Origin of the sequence: Blattabacterium cuenoti, assembly GCF_014251555.1 — a bacterium.
GTDB lineage: Bacteria > Bacteroidota > Bacteroidia > Flavobacteriales > Blattabacteriaceae > Blattabacterium > Blattabacterium cuenoti_P.
Window position 1 is genome coordinate 594,526 of the sequence record NZ_CP059190.1, and the last position, 20,286, is coordinate 614,811.

General features: G+C 26.5%; 19 protein-coding genes and 1 tRNA gene. 13 read left to right on the forward strand and 7 right to left on the reverse strand.

The annotated features are described in order from the left end of the window. Positions 1-35 precede the first annotated feature (35 nt). Genes prfB through menD form a run of 6 tightly spaced genes read left to right on the forward strand, consistent with a single transcriptional unit; the run spans position 36 to position 6,518 of the window. Positions 36-1,133 carry a peptide chain release factor 2 gene (gene prfB, locus H0H68_RS02920; RefSeq protein ID WP_185853300.1) on the forward strand — a complete coding sequence of 366 codons (1,098 nt, stop codon included), beginning with the start codon at positions 36-38 and terminating at the stop codon, positions 1,131-1,133. A 7-nt stretch (positions 1,134-1,140) separates the two neighbouring features. After that, on the forward strand, positions 1,141-2,532 hold the full coding sequence (locus H0H68_RS02925; protein ID WP_185853301.1) for a type III PLP-dependent enzyme domain-containing protein: 1,392 nt from the start codon (positions 1,141-1,143) through the stop codon (positions 2,530-2,532). Then, positions 2,529-3,395: an agmatinase gene (gene speB / locus H0H68_RS02930; RefSeq protein ID WP_185853302.1), complete on the forward strand. Its 867-nt coding sequence runs from the start codon at positions 2,529-2,531 to the stop codon at positions 3,393-3,395. Before H0H68_RS02925 ends, speB begins: the two co-directional genes overlap by 4 nt. After that, positions 3,385-4,092, forward strand: coding sequence for a (d)CMP kinase (gene cmk, locus H0H68_RS02935; RefSeq protein ID WP_185853303.1), 708 nt, complete (start codon positions 3,385-3,387; stop codon positions 4,090-4,092). The genes speB and cmk overlap by 11 nt, the downstream gene beginning before the upstream one ends. Next, complete coding sequence (gene fabG / locus H0H68_RS02940; protein ID WP_185853304.1) at positions 4,089-4,823, forward strand: 3-oxoacyl-[acyl-carrier-protein] reductase; 735 nt, start codon at positions 4,089-4,091, stop codon at positions 4,821-4,823. Before cmk ends, fabG begins: the two co-directional genes overlap by 4 nt. A 9-nt stretch (positions 4,824-4,832) precedes the next feature. Further along, positions 4,833-6,518, forward strand: coding sequence for a 2-succinyl-5-enolpyruvyl-6-hydroxy-3-cyclohexene-1-carboxylic-acid synthase (gene menD / locus H0H68_RS02945; RefSeq protein WP_185853305.1), 1,686 nt, complete (start codon positions 4,833-4,835; stop codon positions 6,516-6,518). On the opposite strand, the gene H0H68_RS02950 is transcribed toward menD, so the two are convergent. The 3 genes from H0H68_RS02950 to H0H68_RS02960 all read right to left on the reverse strand — a co-directional run bounded on the left by H0H68_RS02950 (position 6,510) and on the right by H0H68_RS02960 (position 10,666). After that, positions 6,510-7,052, reverse strand: coding sequence for a SanA/YdcF family protein (locus tag H0H68_RS02950; RefSeq protein WP_185853306.1), 543 nt, complete (start codon positions 7,050-7,052; stop codon positions 6,510-6,512). The genes menD and H0H68_RS02950 overlap by 9 nt on opposite strands. A gap of 79 nt (positions 7,053-7,131) precedes the next feature. Then, entirely contained in the window at positions 7,132-10,416 is a 3,285-nt protein-coding gene (gene secA, locus H0H68_RS02955) for a preprotein translocase subunit SecA (RefSeq protein WP_185853307.1), read from the reverse strand. Positions 10,417-10,432: 16 nt separating this feature from the next. Then, entirely contained in the window at positions 10,433-10,666 is a 234-nt protein-coding gene (locus H0H68_RS02960) for a DUF2795 domain-containing protein (RefSeq protein WP_012821710.1), read from the reverse strand. Between the two features lie 76 nt (positions 10,667-10,742). On the opposite strand from H0H68_RS02960, the gene fmt reads away from it, so the two are divergent. Both fmt and H0H68_RS02970 read left to right on the forward strand, forming a co-directional pair. Continuing rightward, positions 10,743-11,765, forward strand: a complete 1,023-nt coding sequence (gene fmt, locus H0H68_RS02965; protein ID WP_238783945.1) for a methionyl-tRNA formyltransferase — start codon at positions 10,743-10,745, stop codon at positions 11,763-11,765. A gap of 117 nt (positions 11,766-11,882) precedes the next feature. Continuing rightward, a complete protein-coding gene (locus tag H0H68_RS02970) occupies positions 11,883-12,149 on the forward strand; it encodes an HU family DNA-binding protein (protein ID WP_012840599.1) in 267 nt (88 codons plus the stop codon). A gap of 56 nt (positions 12,150-12,205) precedes the next feature. On the opposite strand, the gene pdxH is transcribed toward H0H68_RS02970, so the two are convergent. Beyond that, positions 12,206-12,862 carry a pyridoxamine 5'-phosphate oxidase gene (pdxH, locus tag H0H68_RS02975; protein ID WP_185853308.1) on the reverse strand — a complete coding sequence of 219 codons (657 nt, stop codon included), beginning with the start codon at positions 12,860-12,862 and terminating at the stop codon, positions 12,206-12,208. An 86-nt stretch (positions 12,863-12,948) separates the two neighbouring features. Between pdxH and H0H68_RS02980 the strand changes: the two genes are divergently transcribed. The 4 genes from H0H68_RS02980 (at position 12,949) to pheT (ending at position 16,374) form a co-directional block, all read left to right on the forward strand. Further along, positions 12,949-13,022 (forward strand) — tRNA-Met (locus H0H68_RS02980). A gap of 30 nt (positions 13,023-13,052) precedes the next feature. After that, positions 13,053-13,523 (forward strand): hypothetical protein, encoded by a 471-nt coding sequence (locus H0H68_RS03200; protein WP_238783946.1) that lies wholly within the window; start codon positions 13,053-13,055, stop codon positions 13,521-13,523. Further along, complete coding sequence (dnaN, locus tag H0H68_RS02985; RefSeq protein ID WP_238783989.1) at positions 13,469-14,305, forward strand: DNA polymerase III subunit beta; 837 nt, start codon at positions 13,469-13,471, stop codon at positions 14,303-14,305. Before H0H68_RS03200 ends, dnaN begins: the two co-directional genes overlap by 55 nt. Beyond that, positions 14,302-16,374 (forward strand): phenylalanine--tRNA ligase subunit beta, encoded by a 2,073-nt coding sequence (gene pheT, locus H0H68_RS02990; RefSeq protein ID WP_185853309.1) that lies wholly within the window; start codon positions 14,302-14,304, stop codon positions 16,372-16,374. The genes dnaN and pheT overlap by 4 nt, the downstream gene beginning before the upstream one ends. 2 nt (positions 16,375-16,376) lie before the next feature. On the opposite strand, the gene H0H68_RS02995 is transcribed toward pheT, so the two are convergent. Then, positions 16,377-17,822: a glycine--tRNA ligase gene (locus H0H68_RS02995; RefSeq protein WP_185853310.1), complete on the reverse strand. Its 1,446-nt coding sequence runs from the start codon at positions 17,820-17,822 to the stop codon at positions 16,377-16,379. After that, the gene (trxB, locus tag H0H68_RS03000; protein WP_185853311.1) at positions 17,806-18,756 is read right to left on the reverse strand and encodes a thioredoxin-disulfide reductase; all 951 of its coding nucleotides are present in this window, start codon (positions 18,754-18,756) and stop codon (positions 17,806-17,808) included. Before trxB ends, H0H68_RS02995 begins: the two co-directional genes overlap by 17 nt. A gap of 60 nt (positions 18,757-18,816) precedes the next feature. Here trxB and H0H68_RS03005 point away from each other — a divergent pair, with 60 nt between their 5' ends. Further along, complete coding sequence (locus H0H68_RS03005) at positions 18,817-19,251, forward strand: type I restriction enzyme HsdR N-terminal domain-containing protein (protein WP_185853312.1); 435 nt, start codon at positions 18,817-18,819, stop codon at positions 19,249-19,251. Positions 19,252-19,260: 9 nt separating this feature from the next. Here H0H68_RS03005 and gap read toward each other — a convergent pair whose 3' ends face one another. Further along, entirely contained in the window at positions 19,261-20,265 is a 1,005-nt protein-coding gene (gene gap, locus H0H68_RS03010) for a type I glyceraldehyde-3-phosphate dehydrogenase (RefSeq protein ID WP_185853313.1), read from the reverse strand. Between the last annotated feature and the right edge of the window lie 21 nt (positions 20,266-20,286).

Below are 20,286 nucleotides of genomic sequence, written 5' to 3' on the forward strand. Positions count from 1 at the left end.
CAGCATAGTTTTTGAAAAATATTTATTTTCGTACTATGATAAAAAAAGAAGAGGTTGAATCTATTTCAGAAAGAATTCATAAAATTCATGATATTCTAAAAATTGATCAAATCAAAGCATTTTTTGAAAAAGAGCAAAAAAAAATATCAAATCCTAGTTTTTGGAAGAATTATAAAAAATACAAAGATTCTATAAAATCTATACATTATCTAAAAACATGCATCAATGATTTCACGGAATTGAAAAATGCTTTAGAAGAATTAGAGATCATATTTTCTCTTTCTAAAGAAGAAAATTTAGAAAAGGAATTTGAAATTCAATTGCATAAAACTAAAAAATTGCTTTCAAATATAGAATTTAAGAATCTTCTATCAGAAAAAGAAGATTCATTCAATGCTATTTTGCAAATTTCTTCTGGAGCAGGAGGAACTGAAAGTTGTGATTGGACTTCCATGTTAATGAGAATGTATTTTATGTGGGCTGAAAGACACAATTATTCCGTTAAGAAAATCAATTCCATATCTGGAGACATTACTGGAATCAAATCTGTTACTCTAGAAATCGATGGAATTTATGCTTTTGGATATTTAAAAGGAGAAAATGGAGTCCATAGATTAATACGTCTATCCCCATTTGATAGCAATTCAAAACGTCATACTTCTTTTTCTTCCGTTTATGTTTACCCTATGATAGATGACAATATAGATATAGATATTAAAATTTCTGATATTCAATGGGAGACTTTTCGTTCTAGTGGAGCAGGAGGACAAAATGTAAATAAAGTAGAAACAGGAGTTAGGTTACGTCATCATCCAACAGGAATTACAATAGAAAATACAGAAACCCGTTCTCAAATACAAAACAGACAAAAAGCTTTACAACTTTTGAAATCTAGGTTATTTGAGATAGAAATGATTAAAAAAAATGAAAAAAAAGAGAAAATAGAATCGGAAAAAAAAAAGATAGAATGGGGTTCTCAAATTCGTAATTATATTATGCATCCTTACAAATTAGTAAAAGATTTAAGAACAGGTTATGAAACCACACAAATTCAATCCGTCATGGATGGGAAAATAGACGTTTTTTTAAAAAAATTCTTGATGTATAAAAAAAACAAAGAAAATCAAATTTAACTTTAAAATGAAAATTCGTTATGCTGATCTTATCGATCAAACTTTTGATTTTCCTACTGAGGAATTTTCTATTAAAAATAATCTTCTAGAATTTCATGGAATTCCATTAATGGATCTGATCAAAAAATATGGAACTCCATTAAAATTTACATATTTACCAAAAATATCTCAAAACATAAAAAAAGCTAGAAGATGGTTTGAAAAAGCTATTCGTTCAAATCAATATAATAACAAATATACCTACTGTTATTGCACGAAAAGTTCTCATTTTTCTTTTATATTAGAAGAAGCTTTGAAAAATCATATTAGCATTGAAACTTCATATGCTTATGATATAGAAATTGTCAAAAATCTTTATTATAAAGGAAAAACTAATAAAAACATTGAAGTAATATGCAATGGATTTAAAACAAAAAATTATATTAAAAATATATCTGAATTGATAAATAACGGTTTTTATAATACAATTCCTATATTAGATAATTCAAATGAATTAGAAAAACTAAATTTAGTTATCAATTATCCTTTTAAATTAGGTATACGTATTGCTTCTGAAGAAGAACCAAAATTTGAATTTTATACATCTCGATTAGGAATAGGATATAAGGATATTATTGTTTTTTATTTAAACAAAATAAAAAACAATCCTAAAGTGGAATTAAAAATGTTGCATTTTTTCATTAATACAGGAATAAAAGATACTGCTTATTATTGGAATGAACTCTTTAAATGTTTACATATTTATGCTAGTTTGAAAAAAATAGCACCGGAATTAGATATCCTGAATATAGGAGGTGGTTTTCCGATTAAAACATCTATGTCTTTCAATTATGATTATGAATATATGGCTAATGAAATTGTTTATCAAATAAAGAAATTTTGTCAAGAAGAAAATGTTTCAGAACCACATATATATACGGAATTTGGCGCTTATACGGTAGGAGAAAGTGGAGGAATTTTATATAAGATTCTTAGTCAAAAACGTCAAAATGACAGAGAAAAATGGAATATGATAGATAGTTCTTTTATGACTACACTTCCTGATACTTGGGCGATCAGTCGAAGATTTATTATGATGGCTATTAATCGTTGGAATGATTGTTACGAAAGAGTTTTTTTGGGAGGATTAACATGTGATAGTGATGATTATTATAACTCAGAACAACATATGAACGCTATATATCTACCTTGTTTTCGTGAAAAAGCTCCACTTTATATCGGTTTTTTCAATACTGGAGCTTATCAAGATACAATTAGTGGATATGGTGGCGTCCATCATTGTTTAATTCCACAACCTATTCATGTATTAATAAATCATGATGAAAAAAACAATTTGGTATATAAAATATTTCGTCAATCACAGAGTCCTGAAGAAATATTAAAAATATTAGGTTATTGAAAATTTCTTATGAAAAAAAAACTTTTGCAGGAATATCTAAAAAATATGCGACTATTGAAAAATCTAAAACGGTACTGATTCCTGTTCCATATGATTCCACTCAAACATGGAAAAAAGGTTCGAGAAAAGGACCTAAAGCTTTTTTATCTGCAGCTGAACATATAGAATTGTATGATATTGAAACTGATTCAGAAGTATATAGAAGAGGAATTTTTCTTGTTCCTCCTATTGCAAACAATTCAATTTCCTCTAAAGAAATGGTTCAAAAAGTGTACAATGTGACAAAAAAATACCTTCTTAAAGAAAAATTTGTAACTCTTATAGGAGGAGATCATTCTATATCAATAGGAAGCATTAGAGCTTTTGGAGAAAAATATCCAAATTTAAGTATTCTTCACATGGATGCACACATAGATTTACGTCCTGCTTACAAAGGGAATCCGTATAATCATGCTTGTTCTATGCATGAAGCTTCTAAAAAATATCCTTTAATACAAATAGGGATCCGTAGCATGGATATACTTGAAAAAAAATTTCTTCAAAAAGGAAACGTCTTTTATATGCATGAAATTTATAAAAACGATTTATGGATGCAAAAAGCCATTCAAAAAATGTCAAAATATGTATTTATTAGTATAGATATCGATGTTTTTGACCCTAGTATAGCTCCTTCTACTGGGACTCCAGAACCAGGCGGATTGGATTGGTATACAACTTTGAAATTTTTTAAAAAAGTTTTTGAAAAAAAAGAAATCATAGGCTTTGATATTGTTGAACTTTTACCTAATGAAAAAGAATCTTCTACAGATTTTTTAGCTGTCAAACTTTACTATAAATTACTGTCATATAAATATGAATCATAAGATCATTATAGCTATAGATGGATATTCTTCATCTGGAAAAAGTACTTTGGCAAAAGAAATTTCTAAAAAATTGAAATATAAATACATAGACACCGGAGCCATGTATAGAGGCATAACTTTATTAGCTATTAGAAAAAAAATTTTTAATAGTGATTTGTGGAATATACAAAATTTTATGCCTGTTTTAAGAGATATTAATTTTAAATTAAGATGGAACAAAAAACTCAATGGAACAGACATTTTTTTAAATGAAGAAAACATACAATCTGAGATCAGATCATTAAAAATTACAAAAAAAGTTAGCTTAATAGCTCAGATTCCCGAAATTCGTGAAAAATTAACTCTTATACAGAAAAATTTTGGAGAAAAAAAAGGAATTGTTATGGATGGAAGAGATATTGGTCATTCTGTTTTTCCTAAATCAGAATTAAAAATATTTATGAAAGGATCTATAGAAGTTCGTTCTTACAGAAGATATCAAGATCTTAAAAAAAGAGGAGAAGAAGTTTCTTATGAAGAAGTCAAAAAAAATATTATTCATAGAGATATTATGGATACTTCCAGAAAAATTTCTCCACTCAAAAAATCCATAGATTCCATAGAAATAGATAATACATTTCTAAGCATAGAAGAACAATTAAATTTGATCTTTCAATTAATAAATAAAATCAAAAAAAATAACCATATTATTGTATGAAATTATTAAATGGAAAAATAGCTATAGTTACAGGAGGTTCAGGAGATATAGGAAAATCTATTGTAAAAACTTTTGCAAAACATGGAGCTAATGTTATTTTTACATTTTTTTCCTCAATAAAAGAAGCAAATAAATTGGTTTTAGAACTCAAAAATTCGGTAGAAGCATATCAAATTGATCTTTCAGATTTGAATTCTTCAGAAGATTTAGTAAAAAAAGTAATAAAAAAATACGGAAACATAGATATATTAGTAAATAATGCAGGAGTCATCAAAGATAATTTTTTACTTAAAATATCGAAAGAAGATTGGGATTATGTGATAAAAACCAATCTTTATTCTGTTTTTAATTTAACTAAATATGCCATTTATCCTATGATGAAACAAAAAAAAGGAAGTATTATTAATATGAGTTCTGTTATAGGATTAACAGGAAATATTGGACAATCCAATTATGCAGCATCTAAAGCAGGAATTATTGGATTCACTAAATCGATAGCTAGAGAATTAGGAAAAAAAAATATTCGTTGTAATGCTATAGCTCCTGGATATATTACTACAAAAATGAATTCTCATTTTCGATCTAAAATAAAAGAAAATTGGATAAAGAATATCCCATTAAAAAGACCAGGAACTCCTCAAGATATAGCTAATTGCACTTTATTTCTTGCTTCAGATTTATCTAATTATATTACTGGTTCTGTATTCAATGTAAATGGAGGATTAATTTAAATCATCTTAATGTATTCAAATAAAAAAGTTGTGCAAAGTTTAGGTGAGATCTTAAAAAAAAAATCCATATTCAATATCATCATATCTCCAGGATCTCGAAATGCTCCTATTATCATCCATTTTACACAATATAAAGATTTTCAAACTTACAGCATTGTAGATGAACGTTGTGCAGGTTTTTTTGCTTTAGGAATAGCACAACAAATCAGAAAACCTGTAGTTATTAGTTGTACTTCTGGATCTGCTGTTGTCAACTATTATCCTGCAGTCACAGAAGCTTTTTATCAGAAAATTCCACTAATTTTGGTTACTGCAGATCGTCCGAAAGAAATTATAGATATTTTTGAAGGCCAATCAATTCACCAGGAAAATATTTTTCAAAAACATGTAGAAACATCTGTTCAACTAACAGAAGATGAATCTCAATCAGGCATATGGTACAATGAAAAATTAATGAATGAATCTATAAACAAATGCATTTTAAAAAATAAACCTATACATATTAACATTCCTTTTTCAGAACCACTTTATAAAACAACAAATCAATTACAGGTCAAACCTAAAATTATAAAAACTATTCCTGTAAGGAATTGTTGTATTGAAACATCTAAATCTTATAAAAAAGAACAATATATATGGAAAAAATATAAAAGAAAAATGATTTTATTAGGACTACATTATCCAGAAAAAAATATGGAAAAGATTTTGAGAGAATTAAGCTTAGATCCATCTATTGTTATTTTGACAGAAACAACATCTCATGTATACGGTAAATTATTCTTCTCAAATATAGATCAACTTATTTTTAATATGAATGTTAAAGAGTGGATAAGTTTAAAACCTCATATTCTATTAACTACTGGAATAAATATAATATCCAAAAAAATAAAGTTTTTTTTGAGAAAATATCCTCCAATATATCATTGGCATATAGGAGAAAATTATGATAATTACCCAGATACTTATTATAAATTAACTACTTATTGGCCTATAACTTCAGAATTATTTTTTAAAATTTTTAAAAATTCTAATCTATCTACTTCAGATTACAGATATAAGTGGGAAAAATTAAGAAAAAAAAGAATCAAAAAACATAAATTCTTTTTAAAAAAAGAAAAAAGTTTTTCTGATTTAAAAGTTCTTTTTTTTGTATTTAAAGCTATTCCTAATAATTCAATTCTACAATTAGGAAATAGTATGATTATTAGATATTATGAACTTTTAAATCAAAAAAAATGTTCTGTTCAATCTTATTGTAATCGTGGAACCTCAGGAATAGACGGATGTGTTTCAACCGCTATAGGTTCTGCAGTAAGCAGCAAAAAAGTTGTCACATTAATCATTGGAGACATAAGTTTTTTTTATGATAGTAATGCATTATGGAATAATTATGTTCCAAAAAGTTTTCGTATTATACTCATTAACAATAGAGGTGGAAATATTTTTAGATTTATTTCAAAAATTAAATTCCCTAAAAAAATTGAAAATTTTTTTGAAACAAAACATATTTTTTCTGCAGAAAAAATATGTGAAATGTATAATTGGAAATACGAAAAGGTGTCTAATCAACACACTTTTAAAAATAGTTTGTCTTCTTTTTGGAAAAAATCAGATAGTCCTTGTTTGCTAGAGATAGATACTCATAAATATAAAAATGCAGAAATTTTGAAAAAGTACTTATCTTATCTATCCTGATTTTTTATATCCTGATTTTTTAAAGATCAAAAAAATATCCCATAAAACTTTAATTCTAGCAAAAATTTCTCTAATTTGTATTTTACTGTCAAATGAAAGACTTTGAGCATTAAAACCAACAACATCTAATCCTAAACAATTTCCAATAAAAATAGCTCTTTCATTGTGAAATTTTTGAGATATAATTGTAAACCTTTTTTGATTAAAAATTTTATAAACCCTTAAAACAGAATGAAAAGTATTAATTCCATGAAAATCTTCATATATAAAATGAGAAGGAATACCTTTTCTTATTAATTCCTTTTTCATCATTTTGGGCTCATTGTAATTTTTTTCTCTATTATCTCCACTTACAATGATATAACGTATTTTTTTATGATGAAAAAGAGAAAAAGCCGCATCAATTCTATACTTGAAATAAGCATTGACTCCTCCTCCATGCAAATATTTAGAAGTTCCTAAAACTACACCAAATGTATTATATGGGACATAATCTATACAATCATAACTTTTCCTTGTTGACCATAAACTCATTCCAAGATAACAAGAAAAAATAAATGAAATTATGATAAAAAATATATGTTTTATTTTTGATTAATACAATCGTATTGTTCTAAAAAGAATCATCTTCTATTATCCATTCTCCCTGTTCTAAAAAAAACTCTGCTTGTTTAAATTTAATATTCTTCGTTTCTCCTGTAATTAAATGACGAATATTAATTCTATTATTTCTTCCCAATTTTTTTCCACTTTTTCCTTTCATTAAAAAATCCATTTTTATATTATTTTTTGGAATACATAAAATGTCACCAATCATTATGGTAGATTTAAGCAAAAAAGAAACAATTTTTTTGTTAATATCATAAACTCTTTCTTGAAATAAATTAAAAGCATTTTGTTTATAAACAATCAGAGGATCTTTTTGTTCAAAAACTGCATTTTGCACAGAATGTCGCAAACTATCCATCTCACGCAAATGTTCCTTCCATTTTTCATCCATAAAACATAATATAGTCTTTTTTTCAAATATTGATAATAAAGATCTTCCTTGGAAATTATAAAATTCCTTCAAATCTGATACAGAAACTATATTTTGCAGGCCATCAGTGAAAATAACTTGTATTTGATAAAATTCCTGATTTTTGACAACGATATTAGATATAATTGGCATGATATCTAGATCAATCATTTTTTTCTTTTTTTTCTCATAAAAGTTGAGAATGATATCATGAAGTTGATTCACACAATCACGTTCTTTATAAGATAAAAATTCTCTCTCCTGAAACGGAAATTTCAAATTAAAAATTTGAATAAATTCATATTCTAAATTTTTAAAATCGTTTAGAGATTTATTGACTGAGATCATCACATCTAGTAAAACATAAACCATATTAGAAATATCTAAACTCAATTCGTTCCCACATAATGCATTTTTGCGCTTTTTATAAATAAATTCTCTTTGTTTATTAATCACATCATCATAGTCCAACAAACGCTTTCGCATACTAAAATTATTATCTTCTATTTTTTTTTGTGCTTTTTCAATAGATTTTGTTAACAAAGGATGTTGGATAATATCACCTTCTTTATGACCAAACCTATCCATAAGTTTTGAAAGTCTTTCTGAATCAATAAATAAACGAATTAAATTATCTTCTAATGAAACATAAAATTGAGAACTTCCTGGATCTCCCTGACGTCCAGATCTACCTCTTAACTGATTGTCTACTCTTCTAGAATCATGCCTTTCTGTACCTAAAACTGCTAATCCTCCATTTTTAATGACCTCTTTTGATAGTTTAATATCTGTTCCACGACCAGCCATATTAGTCGCTATAGTAACAGATCCAGGAAATCCTGCTTTTGCTATAATTTCTGCTTCTTTTTCATGCAATTTTGCATTTAAAACATTATGCTGTATTTTTCTGAATTTTAAAGCTCTACTTAAAAATTCTGAAATTTCAACAGAGGTTGTTCCAACAAGAACTGGACGTTTCTTCTGTCTAGATAAATGAATAATTTTTTCTATGATCGCATTATATTTTTCTCGTTTCGTTTTGAAAACAAGATCCTGCAAATCTTTTCTTTGTACAATTTTGTGTGTAGGAATTACGACCACATCCAGTTTGTAAATATGCCAAAATTCTCCGGATTCCGTTTCTGCTGTTCCCGTCATACCAGATATTTTTCTATACATTCTAAAATAATTTTGCAAAGTAATTGTTGCAAAAGTTTGACTGGAAGATTCTACTTGTACATTCTCTTTCGCTTCTATAGCTTGATGCAAACCATCAGAATAACGTCTTCCTTCCATAATACGACCAGTTTGTTCATCTACTATTTTGACTTTCCCTCCTAAAACAACATAATCCACATCTCTTTCAAATAAAGTAAAAGCTTTAAGAAGTTGATTGATAGTATGTATTCTTTGTGATTTAATAGAAAAATTTTTCAAAAGTTTTTCTTTTTCTTTGATTTCATTTTCTTTAGAAAGTTTCTTTTTCTCTAAATCAGTAAGTTCTACATTCACATCTGGTAATACAAAAAAACCTATATCTTCCACATTTCTAGACAAAAATTCAATTCCTTTATCTGTTAATTCGACTGTGTTATTTTTTTCATCAATCACAAAATAAAGATCTTTGTCTACTTTATACATTTCTCTTCCATAGTCTTGTAAATACTGACTTTCAGTTCTTTGTAAAATCAAACGGATATTTTCTTCACTTAAAAATTTAATTAATGACTTTTTCTTTGGTAATCCACGATGAGCCTGAAATAATTTAAATCCGCCTAATTTTTTATCTCCATTTTTTATCAAATTTTTTGCTTCCTGCAAAAAATTATTAACTATTCTATTTTGTTTATTAACAAGATCTTCTACTTTTCCTTTAAATAATTCAAACTCCTCTTTATTGTCTTTTTTAGGATCTACAGGTCCAGATATAATCAAAGGAGTACGTGCTTCATCTATCAATACAGAATCAATTTCATCAATAATGGCATAATTTAATTCTCTTTGAACTAATTCTTCTTGAGAAGAAGCCATATTATCTCTCAAATAATCAAAACCAAATTCATTATTTGTTCCATAAGTAATATCTGCCTGATATGCTATTTTACGTTTTTGTACATCAGAAGATGAATAATTATCAATGCAATCAACTTTTAACCCATGAAATTCCATTAAAGGAGCCATCCACCCCATATCTCTTCTAGATAAATAATTATTGACTGTAACAATATGCACACCTCTTCCAGATAAAGCATTTAAATAAGCAGATAAAGTAGCTACAAAAGTTTTTCCCTCTCCTGTTGCCATTTCAGCTATTTTACCTTGATGTAATACGACTCCTCCCATCAATTGAACATCATAATGGACCATATCCCAAACTATTGATTTCCCATATGCATCCCACTTATTTTTCCAAATTGCTTTATTTTCATCCAAAAAAACATAAGACTTTGTTTTTGATAATTCTTGGTCAAAAGAGGTAGATTCTACTACAAGATTCTCTTTTTCTTTTAAACGTTTAGCCGTTTCCCTAATTAAAGCAAAAGCTTGAGGTAAAAGATTTATCAATTCTTTTTGTTCTGTCCTATAACGTTTTTCTTTAATTTCTTCTACACTAAAGTATATTTTTTGCAAAACATTAATAGAACAAAATTTTTCTTGTATTGTTTTTAACAACTTTTTTTCCTCTTCGTCAAATTTTTTTGTAGACTCTTTTATAACTTTTTTAAAGTTATGAGTTTTATTTCTCAATTCATCATTAGATAATAAAGAGATCTTCTTCTCCTCTTCTTTGATTCGAATCAAAAAATTTCTCACTTCTTTAAGATCCCTTTCATTTTTATTAACTAATAATTTATTTAATATCCTTCTGATAAAACTCATTCAAATCAAAAATAATTTAAAGTTCATATTCATCTCTGTTCCAATAAAAATCTTCATCGTCACGTGGATAATCTGCCCAGATATCTTCTATAGATTCAAAAACCTCCCCTTCTCCATTTTCTAATTGTTGAAGATTTTCAACTACTTCCAAAGGGGCTCCAGTACGAATAGCAAAATCAATCAATTCTTCCTTTGTTGCAGGCCATGGTGCATCTTCTAAATGAGAAGCTAATTCTAAAGTCCAATACATATATTGATATTTTCTATATTTAATATTAAAAAAATCAAAAAAATGATATTTTTATATATTTGATTTTCAAAAATCAATGAACTTTTTCATAAAATTACAAGATAAAATTAGTGAATTTAAATTACAAATAAATTACATGAAAAAGTTTCCCAAAATTGTATTCATAGGTTCAACACATTTTTCACTCTTCTCTCTAAAAGAATTAGATATGAAACAATATAATATTGTAGGTATAATTACAAGCCCTGACAATCCCTTTCCCAAAAAAGGGAAAGGGAAATTTTCTCCTGTAAAAAAATATGCGTTGGAGAATAATATTCCTTTTTTACAACCTGTAAATCTTCTTGATGATTCCTTTTTAAAAAATATAAAAGCATGGAATGCAGATATACAAATTGTTGTTTCTTTCAAAATTTTACCTAAAAAAGTATGGAATTTACCTAAAATGGGATCTTTTAATTTACATGCATCTCTTCTTCCACAATATAGAGGACCAGCTCCTATCAATTGGGTCATTATCAATGGAGAAAATAAAACTGGATTAACTACTTTTTTCATAGAAGAAAAAATAGATTCTGGAAAAATTCTTTTCCAAAAAGAAATAGAAATAGGAAAAGAGGAAACTGCAGGAGAGTTAGAAAATAAACTAAAAAAAATGAGTGGATCTATGATCATAAAAACTTTAGAAGGAATTATGAAAAATAAAATAAAACCTACTGATCAAAAAAAAAATATTACTTCTTTCAAGTATGCCCCAAAAATATCTACTAAAGATTGTAGAATTCAATGGAATGATCCTTCTATTGAATCCATTTATAATAAAATAAGAGGATTAAGCCCTCATCCTGCAGCATGGACTTTATTATTTTTTAATAAAAAAAAATTTGTGAGATTCAAAATTTTTCTCGTTAAGAAAATACTAAAAAAACATTCTTTTCCTATTGGATTAATATTCATTATATCATCATATGAAATGCAAATATCCGTCAAAGAAGGTTTTCTATCTATTGTAGAAGGACAAATAGAAGGGAAAAAAAAAATGAATATCAAAAACTTAATTAATGGAATAAAAATAAGGAAAAATCTTTTTGTTCGGTAAAACAAGATTTTTATTAGTTTGTAGCTATTTTTCCTTCATAAATATTTTATATTTGCTATCATTAATTATAAGATTGTTTCATAGTTAATTAAAATTAAATTAATTATATATAAATTCATGAATAAAACAGAATTGGTTAATTCAATAGCTGAAAAAACTGGAATAACAAAAATAAAAGCTAAAAATGTCACAGATGCATTTATTGAAACAGTAATTGAATCTTTAAAAAAAGGAGATAAGGTAACCCTCGTTGGATTCGGAACCTTTTCTGTTGTAGAAAGACATCCTAGAAACGGAGTGAATCCTAGAACAGGAAAAAAAATACATATTCCAGGAAAAAAAGTGGCTAAATTCAAAATAGGAGCAGAATTAACAAAATTGTAAGTAAATTTCTTAGAAGATAAAGTTTGTTTTCTACATACAAACTTTATCTTGTTTATTTACGGAGATAGTCTATACAAAATCCATTTTTTTTCTTTTTCTAGACTGTAAACTAATCTGTCATGAAGTCTATTGGGTTGTCCCTGCCAAAATTCCATCTTGTAAGGTTTTATAATATATCCTCCCCAATCAAAAGGACGGTTTATCGTTTTATCATTAAAAAAATAATTCCATTTTTTATATTGTTTTAACAAATATTCTTTAGATGAAATAGTGGAACTTTGTTTAGAAGCCCAACATCCTATTTGATTTTCTTTAGGTCTTTTGTGAAAATATTCATCCGATTTTTCTTTTTTTATCTTAGATGTTATTCCTTTAATGAGAATTTGTCTTTCTGTATTTTTCCAATAAAAAGAAATACATACTTTAGGAATATTTTGAATGGATCTTCCTTTAGAACTATAATAATTTGTATAAAAAATAAATCCTTTTTCAGAATATTCTTTAAGCAAAACAACTCTGGTTTCTGGCCCTCCGTCTTCTCCTATAGTGGAAATAGACATGGCATTAATTTCCTCATTATTTTCTTCTTTATGGAAAAGTTTCTCTTGTTGAAACCAATCATGAAACAATTGAAAAGGTTCTTTTGGAACTTCAGATTCTAGTAAAGAATTTTGATGATAATTTTTTCTATAATTACTTAAATCAAAAGTCATAATTTTTTTATTTTTAAAAATGTATAAAACAAAAATATATTAACTTTATTATGGTGTTATGTGTTTTATTTTAAAAAATAATATCAGGCGTGATAGCTCAGTTGGTTAGAGCGTTGGATTCATAACCCAGAGGTCGGGGGTTCAAATCCCCCTCACGCTATTATATATATTTAGTAAAAACACAAAAAATATGTATTTCTTTGTTTCTAGTCATTCTCTATTACAAAAATTACATACTTTATATCAAATTGTAAATTCTCATAACTCAAGTTCAAGATATTTTATTTTTGAAATCATAGAAAATCAATTAAAAATTATTGCTTTATGTGATTCTGAAAATGTAGTGAACACATCTATCAAGGTTAATGTAAAAAAATATACAAAAGAAAAAGTAGTTGTATCCACCAAGTTCATGATAGATATTTTGACCACATTTCCGAATGAAACACTTTTTTTTAAGAAAAAAAAAAATGTACTTAATATTTTTTCTGAACAAGGATCTTATAAAATACCTATCTTTTTTCATAAAGATTCAATTTATTTTTTTAATAAAAAAAAAAAAATGTACTTAATATTTTTTCTGAACAAGGATCTTATAAAATACCTATCTTTTTTCATAAAGATTCAATTGATTTTTTTAAGAAAAAAAAATCCATATTGAGATCATCTACTATGAAAATAACTTTATTTTCAAATATTCTTTCAAAAATATTAAATCAAACGTTATTCGCTGTTGGAGATAAAAAATTTCAAACAATACTGAATGGAGTTTTTTTTCAATTTTCTCCTAATGAAGCAAATTTTATAGCTACAGATACTTTTCGTCTTGTGAAGTATACTATCAAAAATTTGAAACTTGATAGATCTATTGAATTTACTATTCCAAAAAAATCTCTTGATATAATTAGAAAAATTTTAAAAAAGGAAAAAAATACCAATGTTGTTATTGAATATAACAATAAGATTAATATAGTATTTCATTTTCAAAATCATATTTTTTCATGTAGATTAATCAATGAAAAATATCCAGATTACAATTCTGTTATTCCTAATAATAATTGTGATGTTTCATTTGTTATCAATAGACTTTTATTATTAAATACCATCAGAAGAATTTCTTTTTTTTCTAAAAATAGAAAGAATTTTATCCACTTACACTTAAATCATAATAAATTGAAAATCTGTGAACAAAACACTATTAACAATGATAATTTTGAGTCTAAAATTAAATGTAAACCCATTTTTGATGATTTGAAAAAAACAGAAAGTATAAAAATGGGGTTCAACTCCAAATTTTTAATTGAGATTTTGTCTTCTTTAAATGAAAATTTTATTTGTTTCGAACTGTATCATTCAAATAAAATAGGTATTTTGAGACCCTTTTCTAATGAAAAGAAAAAAAAAGAAGAATCTATTTCTATATTGATTATGTCCACAATATGAAAATATCATACAATTGGTTGAAAAAATATATATCTATTGATATTAATGCGGAAAAAGTATCTGTGATTTTGACTGATATTGGATTACCAGTAAAGAGTATAAAAAAAATAATATTGGATGAGGTAGAGGACTCTATTTTGGATGTGGAAGTAACTCCCAATCGTACGGATGCTATGAGCCATTATGGAATAGCACGTGATTTGTATGCTTTTTTAAAATTTCGGGGAGACACGGTTCATTTATCCAAACCTGTAATTATAAATGAAGAAACAAATCATCATAATCATGTTCAAGTTTTTATACAAGAAAATATAAAATGTATCAGATATTCCGGAATGTCAATTTCTGAAATAAGAATAGAACCTTCACCCCATTGGTTAGTTTCTAGACTAAAATCTATAGGTATAAAATCGATCAACAATATAATGGATGTTATAAGTTTTGTGATGTATGAATTAGGGCAACCAATCCATGTTTTTGACATAGATCAAATAGAAGAAAAAAAAATTATAATAAAAAATGCAGAAAAAAATACGTATTTTCAATCTTCAGATCGCATTACACGAAAACTTGATGAAGAAGATTTAATCATCTGTGATGCAAAAAAACCATTATCTATAGCTGGAATTATTAATAGTATTCAGTCTAATCTACATGTAGATACTAAAAGAATTTTTCTTGGAAGTGCTTGTTTTAGTCCTGTTGTTATCCGTATAATTGGAAAAAAACACTTAATAAAAACAGAATCACAATATCTTTTTGAAAGAGGAATAGATCCTAATCAAACTGCATACGCTTTGCAAAGAACTGCTTTTCTTATAAAAAGCATAACAAAAAGAAAAACATATTTTCATATTACTGATGTTTATCCTAGTCCGATCTATCCTTCAATAATCAAACTCAGATATAATAAAATTAGAAATGTTCTAGGAAAAGAAATATCCAAAAATAAAATTAAAAAGATTTTATCATTATTAGAAATCGTAATTCATTCTGAAAATAACAAATATTTATTTGTGTGTGTTCCACTTTACAGAATAGATGTTAAAAGAGAAATCGATTTGATCGAAGAAATATTGCGTATTTATGGCATCAATAAAATTAAAATATCTGATCGAGTCAAAATATCCCCACTTCCTAACTTCTTTTACAAAACAGAACATCAAATACAAAAAATACTTTTAGAACAATTAATTTGTTATGGATTTCAAGAAATTATTTCTTCCACTATGAGAAATGAAAATAAATATTCTACTTTACTCAATTCTTTTTTTAATAGAGAAGAAATTAGGATTATTAATCCAATTAATCAAAATTATAAATTGATGCGTTCCAGTTTATTATTCGGTATGATAGATTGTATAGAATATAATTGTAACAGAATCAATTATTATAATAATTCCAATATCAAATTTTTTGAAATAGGAAAAATATATTATAAGCAGAATGATAAATTTTTAGAAAAAACATATCTCGGAATTGTTATTTTACAACAAATAGAAAAAAAACATGTTGAATTTCAACCTTTTTTTTATTTAAAAGGAATTGTTGAACAAATTTTTCAAAAAAGCGGAATTAACAATTATACTCAAATATTTTCTAAACATCCTTTATTAGAAAATAGTATTTCTATGTTGTATAACAATAAAAATCTAGTTGAACTAGGAAAATTAAAAAACAATATTTTGAAAAAAAAAGAGATTGTCTATGCAGAAATTGATTGGGAATATTTGATTTCTATTATTCAAGAAAAAAAAATAACTTATGTTCCGTTTTCTAAATATCCTACTTCAAGAAGAGATTTATCTTTATTAATTGATAATACTATTTCTTTTGAAAAGATCAATCAGTTAATAAGAAAAAAAGAAAATCATGTGATCAAGAAAATTCAAATATATGATTTTTATGAAGGAGAAAATTTGCCAAAATCAAAAAAATCCTATACTGTTAGTTTCTTTTTTGAAAGTCAAAAAGAAACATTGACTGACAAAATTATTAAGAATTCCATGAAAGAAATTGAATTTTTCTTAAAAAAAGAATTGAAAGCTGAAATTAGAGAAAAAAAATAGAATTATATAAAATCAGATAGTTTTTTGAAAATTTTTTCTAATCCAGTTTCTTTTTCGATTATTCTGGATATATTTTTGATATGAATTCTTTTTTGTAACATGCTGTCTCTATATCTCATAGTAACTGTATCTGTTTCTATGGTTTTATAATCCACAGTAAAACATAGAGGGGTACCTATTGCATCTTGTCTTCGATATAATTTACCAATAGATTCTTTTTGATCGTAAATCAATTTATGATTCATTTTCAAATTATCAAATATTTTTTTTGCAATCTCTGGTAATCCATCTTTTCTAACTAATGGAAGAATGGCACCTTTCACAGGTGATAAATAAGAAGGAAATTTAAGGACTATACGTTTATTTCCATTTTCTAATTCTTCTTTCTTAAGAGAAGAAGAAAATATAGCTAAAAAAAGACGATCTAACCCTAGAGACGTTTCTATCACATAAGGAATATAGTTTTTTTTTGATTCGAAGACTCTTAATTTTTTTTTTGAAAAAAATTCATGTTTTTTCAAATCAAAATCTCTTCGAGAATGTATCCCTTCTATTTCTTTAAATCCAAAAGGAAAATGATATTCAATATCTGCACCTGCACTAGCATAATGTGCTAAATGATCATGATTCCGTAATTTATAGCTCTTTTGATCTCCCAAAGTTAAGTGCCATTTTAAACGGAGATCTTTCCAATATTCGTACCATCTTTTTTCTTCTTCAGGAAGAATAAAAAATTGCATTTCCATTTGCTCGAATTCTCGCATTCTAAACAAAAATTTTCTTGCAAAGACTTCATTTCTAAATGATTTTCCTATTTGAGCTATTCCAAATGGAATTTTCATCCGACTAGATTTTTTTACATTATGAAAATTGCAAAATATTCCCTGAGCTGTTTCTGGACGAAGAAATAAATCTTTTTTATCTTCATTTTTCATTTTAAACATCATATTAAAATGACGAATTTCTGTCCAATTTTTTGTTTTAGAAATAGGATCACAAATGTTTAATTCGTCAACTAAAATCCTGAGATCTAATAAATCCTTTTTTTTTAAAGATTGAGATAAACGAAATAATATATCTTCTTTTTTTTTAGGATGATTTGAAAAATTCTTTTCTACATGTTCTTTAATCAAAATATCAGGACGATATCTTTTTTTGGAATCCTTATTATCAATTAATAACTCATTAAACTCATTTACGTGTCCTGATGCATTCCAAATATCAGAACTCATTAATATAGAGGAATCTATTCCCACTATATTTTCATGAAGAAGAGTCATTGATTTCCACCAAAATTCCTTTATATTATTTTTTAATTCAATTCCATACGGTCCATAATCATAAACAGCATTTAATCCACCGTAAATTTCACTAGAAGGAAAAATAAAACCATAAATTTTTGCGTGAGAAACTAAAAAATCAAAGAAATGACTATTCCATTTTTTCATGATATAAATATCTTTCCAAATCCAATGCCGCCATGCATCCAGTCCCAGCAGAAGTAATAGCTTGCCTATAATTTGGATCTTGTACATCTCCTGCAGCAAATACTCCTGGTTTATTAGTCATGGTGCTTCCTTTTTTAACAATAACATATCCTCTATCATCTAAATCTAATTTGTTTTTAAAAATTTCTGTATTAGGAATATGACCTATTGCAATGAACAATCCGCTAATTAAAAGAGTAGTGATCGTTTTATTTTCATGATTAAATATCTTAATTCCTTCCAAAAAATCATTTCCAATAATTTTTGTGATATTAGAACAAAATAAGACATTTACATTATTTCTTTTTGAAATATGAGATTGTAATATTTTGGATGCTCTCAAATAATTTTTTCTAACTATCAAATATACTTTTTTACAAATTTTTGATAAATAATTTGCTTCTTCTAAAGCAGTATCTCCTCCTCCTATCACAGCAACTTCTTTTCCTTTGTGAAAAAACCCATCACAAGTAGCACAAAAAGAAACTCCTAATCCGATTAATTCCTTTTCCCTATCTATTCCTAAAAATTTAGGACTAGAACCTGTAGCTATAATGACCCCTCTGCTCTTGAGACATTCTTTTTCTTTTTCAAAAAAAATACGATGTATTCCTCCCTTCTGATTGGATAAAAAGACATTTGTTACGGATTGATCTATGATTAGAGTATTAAAACGTTCTGCTTGTTTTTTGCAATTTTCCATAAAATCTATTCCACTTATTCCTGCAGGAAATCCAAGATAATTATCAATGCTAGTTGTAGTAGTTAATTGTCCACCTGGCTGAAATCCTACAAATAAAATCGGATGGAGATCAGCTCTTGACGCATAAATAGCAGCAGAATAACCAGCAGGTCCAGATCCAATAATAACACAGTCTTGTATTTTTTTTAGCATTTTTTTTCTTGAAATTTATTTTTTGAACTAATTTTAATTTTTTTGTTCAATATAATTGTTATGCGTTTTTTCAATTTGTTTATTAAAAAACATTTACATTTAAATCGAATCAAAAACAAAATCTATATATTTTGTTCGATTAGAAAAAAATTTTATTCATTTACTCAGGAAGAAGTTACACGTCAATATATAATTTTTTTGTTAAAACAAGTAAAAAATTACAAAAACTCGAATATATGGATCGAATTTCCTTTACAAATAAATCGACTAAATAAAAGAATAGATATTCTAGTTCAATTGAATGAAAGACCACACATACTTATTGAATGTAAAGCTCCTAAAATTCCTATAACACAAAAGGTTTTCGACCAAATTTCCATATATAACAGTGTAGTACAAGCTCCTTTTTTGATGATAAGTAATGGAATAAAAAATTTTATTTTTCAAGTTGATAAATATGAAAAAAAGTTTTCATTTTTAAAACACATTCCATAAATGATAAGATCAGATGGAAGACATGTAATGAATAAGATCCACTAATTTTGTGGAATAACCAACCTCATTATCATACCAAGAAACTATTTTTAAAAAATTTGGACTCAACATCATGCTAGAATTAGCATCAAAAATAGAAATTCTATCATCTCCTATAAAATCTGATGAAACAACAGCTTCTTCTGTATATCCTAATATTCCTCTTAATGTTGTTTCAGAAGCTTTCTTCATACAGTGTTTAACTTGATTATAATTGGTTCTATTCTTTAGACAAACTGTAAAATCCAGGACAGATACGTCTGTAACAGGAACCCTAAAAGCCATTCCAGTTAATTTTCCATTTAAATTTGGTATAATTTTTCCGACTGCATTAGCGGCCCCCGTAGATGCAGGAATAATATTAGTTAATGAAGATCTTCCTCCTCTCCAATCTCTAGCAGAAACAGAATCAACAACTTTTTGAGTAGCAGTGGAAGCATGTATAGTGGTCATTAATCCCTCTAACACTCCAAAATTATCATTTAACACTTTGACAATTGGGGATAAACAATTCGTTGTGCAGGAAGCATTTGATACAATGTTTTCATTTGGTTTCATTTTTGTATGATTAACCCCCATTACAAACATAGGAATATCATCTTTAGGAGGAGCTGATAAAATAACTTTTTTAGCTCCTGATTTCAAATGAGCATTAGCTAAATCTCTTGTTAAAAAAAGGCCAGTGGATTCAACAACATATTCTACATTTAAATTTCTCCAATTGAGTTGATTAGGATCACTTTGATTAGTTACTTTTATTCGTTTTTCATTTAGCACTAAATAATTTTCATCCTCTATCCGAAGATTCCCTTTAAAAGAACCATGAACCGAATCATATTTTAATATATAAGCTAAATACTCTATAGTAACTAAATCATTTACAGATACTACTTCAATGTTTTTTCTATTTAAAGCAGATAATAAAACTAATTTTCCTATTCTTCCAATACCATTGATTCCTATTTTAATAGACATATTAAATAATTTTTTGATTTT